Origin of the sequence: Streptomyces sp. HSW2009 (genome assembly GCF_040240285.1) — a bacterium.
Classification (GTDB): Bacteria; Actinomycetota; Actinomycetes; order Streptomycetales; family Streptomycetaceae; genus Streptomyces.
This window is the reverse complement of record NZ_JBEHZD010000653.1, coordinates 1-3,853: the sequence shown is the minus strand read 5'-3', so window position 1 is coordinate 3,853 and position 3,853 is coordinate 1. Positions and strand designations below refer to the sequence as shown.

2 protein-coding genes are annotated in these 3,853 nt (G+C 69.4%); both read right to left on the bottom strand.

Going from position 1 to position 3,853, the window contains the following annotated elements; genetic code table 11:
• Positions 1–212: 212 nt before the first annotated feature.
• Positions 213–1,340: a recombinase RecA gene (gene recA, locus AAHZ94_RS30215; RefSeq protein ID WP_349996912.1), complete on the bottom strand. Its 1,128-nt coding sequence runs from the start codon at positions 1,338–1,340 to the stop codon at positions 213–215.
• An 885-nt stretch (positions 1,341–2,225) separates the two neighbouring features.
• On the bottom strand, positions 2,226–3,569 hold the full coding sequence (locus AAHZ94_RS30210; protein ID WP_502964829.1) for an AI-2E family transporter: 1,344 nt from the start codon (positions 3,567–3,569) through the stop codon (positions 2,226–2,228).
• Positions 3,570–3,853: the final 284 nt, after the last annotated feature.

The window sequence follows — 3,853 nt, the reverse complement described above, 5'->3', positions numbered from 1 at the left end:
ACGGAGTTTCGTCGCCACGGTCTGATGGGTTAATGACCCGGCTGCAGGCGGAGGCAGATCGCCCGCGCCTGCTCACCGGGCTCCATGGTGCCGGGGGTCGCTACGCGGCCCCCACCCGACAGCCCCAGCCCGGCCCTCGCCGGGCTGGGGTCGCCGCTGTCCAGTTGCCCCGTGTCGCCACTGTCCGGCCAGTCGCTTCGCCGGGTCATGGGCTAGCTCTTGGCCGCGGTGGCCTTGGTGGTCTTGGCGGTCTTGGCGGCCGGAGTCGGGACCGACTTGGCTGCGGTCGCGGGCTCGGCAGCCGCGTCCGCCGCACCGGCCTCCGGGGTCGGCGCCGTCGGGTCCACCCCGATGCCGAGCTTGCTCATGATCTTCTTCTCGATCTCGTCGGCGAGGTCGGGGTTGTCCTTGAGGAAGTTGCGGGCGTTCTCCTTGCCCTGCCCGAGCTGGTCCCCCTCGTACGTGTACCAGGCGCCGGACTTGCGGACGAAGCCGTGCTCCACGCCCATGTCGATCAGCCCGCCCTCGCGGCTGATGCCCTGGCCGTACAGGATGTCGAACTCCGCCTGCTTGAAGGGCGGCGCCACCTTGTTCTTGACGACCTTGCAGCGGGTGCGGTTGCCCACTGCCTCGGTGCCGTCCTTGAGGGTCTCGATCCGGCGGATGTCGATGCGCACCGATGCGTAGAACTTCAGCGCCCGGCCACCGGTCGTGGTCTCCGGCGAGCCGAACATCACACCGATCTTCTCGCGGAGCTGGTTGATGAAGATCGCCGTGGTCTTGGACTGGTTCAGCGCGCTGGTGATCTTACGGAGCGCCTGGCTCATCAGTCGGGCCTGGAGGCCGACGTGCGAGTCGCCCATCTCGCCCTCGATCTCCGCACGCGGGACCAGCGCCGCCACGGAGTCGATCACGATGAGGTCGAGGGCACCGGAGCGGACCAGCATGTCCACGATCTCCAGCGCCTGCTCGCCGTTGTCCGGCTGGGACAGGATCAGGGAGTCCGTGTCCACGCCGAGCTTCTGGGCGTACACGGGGTCGAGCGCGTGCTCGGCGTCCACGAAGGCGACGGTGCCGCCCGCGCGCTGGGCGTTGGCCACCGCGTGCAGGGTGAGCGTGGTCTTACCGGAGGACTCCGGTCCGTACACCTCGACCACTCGGCCGCGCGGCAGACCGCCGACGCCCAGTGCCACGTCGAGGGCGGTCGACCCGGTCGAGATGACCTCGATGCGCTCGTGGGGCCGGTCGCCCATGCGCATCACGGCGCCCTTGCCGAATTGCCGTTCAATCTGTGCGAGCGCGGCGTCCAGCGCCTTCTCGCGGTCGGTTCCTGCCGCCATGGGCTCCACCCGGTTTACTTGAGTCGATCGCTTCACGTCCACGACGCTAACGCCTGCCACTGACAATCGGCCCGGACACCCTCTCCGCCTGTGGATAACCGGGGCGGAACCGTCGGCCAGCATCACCATGAGAATAGATGTTCGATTTCACTGTCAAGCGACCTCAGCCCCGCGCGTCGCCACGACCGGCGGCTGTCCTGCGCCACCGAACCTTGATGATCATTAGGTTTGTGCCACCGAGGTATGAGGGGCGCGAGGTGCTGGTCGTCACGGGTGGCGGTGGGGGAGGTTGCGGACGCGTACGCGAACCCGGATCTGGGGGTGTTTGGCCTGGGGTTTGTGGAGGATGGCGGACAGGTACGGCCGCCGTCTTGGGCCTCCTACTGGGGCATCCGCTTCGAACGGGTAATACCGGGTGCGGCCGTTCCACTGGTCCAAGGACGGGAGGAGCTTTGCGGGCTGGCACTTCTGTGCGACGACTGGTGACCACACCGGCTGCGGGTCGCGGCTGGAGCGAGACCGGTTGATCCTTCTTAACGCCGATCCGCACATGGTGAGGATTGCTGCGCAGCCGTTCTGGCTGCACCGGTACGACGGTGAACGCCGACGTCGTCACGCTCCCGACTCCTTCGTGCGCCCCGCAAGCGGGCGGGCCCGGGTGGTCGACGGGGCCACTGCCACAACCATCTGCCTCACATCGAGCAGCAGATCCACAACCACAGCCGCGCCACCGCAGGTCAGACCTTCAGAAACGATCCGACGCATCGCTCAAACTTCGGCGGCACACGCTCAAACTTTCGGCGACACAGCCCGGCGGCTACCGGCGGACACAGCGACACACGGGGCGGAGCCCGGGATCAGGCGAGGCTGCGTACCGGCCGGTGATCAGCCCTCGGGGGCCGGCTCCCCCGCCACCGGCCGCGCCGGCCCGGCATCCGGGGCCGGCTCCCCGGCCCCCGCCGGCTCGGCCCGACCCGCCCCCGTCACCTCAGGGGGGGCCACCGGCGTGGCCACCGCCGCGGCGTCCGCATCCGCCGCCGACGGAGCGCCGGGAGCGGTCGACGGAGCGCCGGCCGCCGCTCCGTCCCCCGGGGCCACCGGGGCTGCGGGGGACGCCCCGCCCCGGCTCAGCGCGCGCCGCGCGCGGGCGAACCGCGACTCGCCCCGCGGCCTGCGCCGGCCGCCGTACACCCGCGGGTCGTCGGTCACCTCGTACCGCTTGATGTACGTGCCGAGGAACGCCTGCAACGTCGCGGTCGCCGGGATCGCGATGAGCGCACCGACCGCGCCGAGCAGGGCGGTTCCGGCGATCACGGAGCCGAAGGCGACGGCCGGGTGGATGTCGACCGTCTTGGCCGTGATCCGGGGCTGCAACAGGTAGTTCTCGAACTGCTGGTAGACCACGACGAAGCCGAGCACCCACACCGCGTACCAGGGGTCGACGGTGAACGCGACCAGCATCGGCAGCCCACCGGCCAGATAGGTGCCGATGGTGGGGATGAACTGCGAGATCAGGCCCACCCACACGGCCAGCGCGGGCGCGTAGGGAACGCCCAGGATCTCCAGCAGCACGTAGTGGGCGATGCCCGAGATCAGTGCCATCAGGCCACGCGAGTACAGGTAGCCGCCGGTCTTGGCGACCGCGATCTCCCAGGCGCGCAACACCTCGGACTGGCGGTGCGGCGGCAGCACGGAGCACAGCGAGCGGCGCAGCCGGGGGCCGTCGGCTGCGAAGTAGAACGCGAAGAGCGTGATCGTCAGCATCTTGAACAGACCGCCGAGCACCTGCGTCGACACGTCCAGCACATTGTTGGCGCTGTCCTGGACGTACTTCTGCAACCAGTCCGAGTGCAACAGGCTGTCCTGGATCTCCACCCGGGACAGCTCCGTGTGGAACGTCGAGTTCACCCAGCTGATGACCTTGTCCAGGTACTTCGGGAAGTCCTCGACCATGGTCACGATCTGGTCGGCCAGCATCGAACCGAGCAGGGTGAAGAAGCCGGCGACGGCGATCAGGATGCCGAGGAAGACCAGGCCGGTGGCGAGCCCACGCCGCACCCCGCGGGCCGCCATCCAGTCCACCGCGGGCTCGATGGCCAGCGCGAGGAAGAACGCGATCAGGATGTTGAGCAGCAACGACGTCAGCTCGTGGAACGCCCAACTGGCGAACTGGAAGCCGGCCACCAGGGCGAGTGCCAGCACCATGGCACGCGGTAGCCAACGGGGCATCCGCGCGCCCGCCGCATCGCGCGCGCCCGCCGGATGGCGCGGCCTTGCAGCGGCGTCTTCTGGAACGGTGTCTTCTGTCGTTACCACGGAGCAAGTGTGGCGCATGTGGGTGACGTCTCCCTGCACGGCCAATGTCATGTCCCCCACCATTGGCTCCGGCGCCACCTGCTGGCTCCGCCGCCCCGTGCCCCGTACGCCACCGTGGCTCCGTGGCTCCGTGGCTCCGTGGCTCCGTGGCTCCGTGGCTCCGTGGCTCCGTGGCTCCGTGGCTCCGTGGCTCCGTG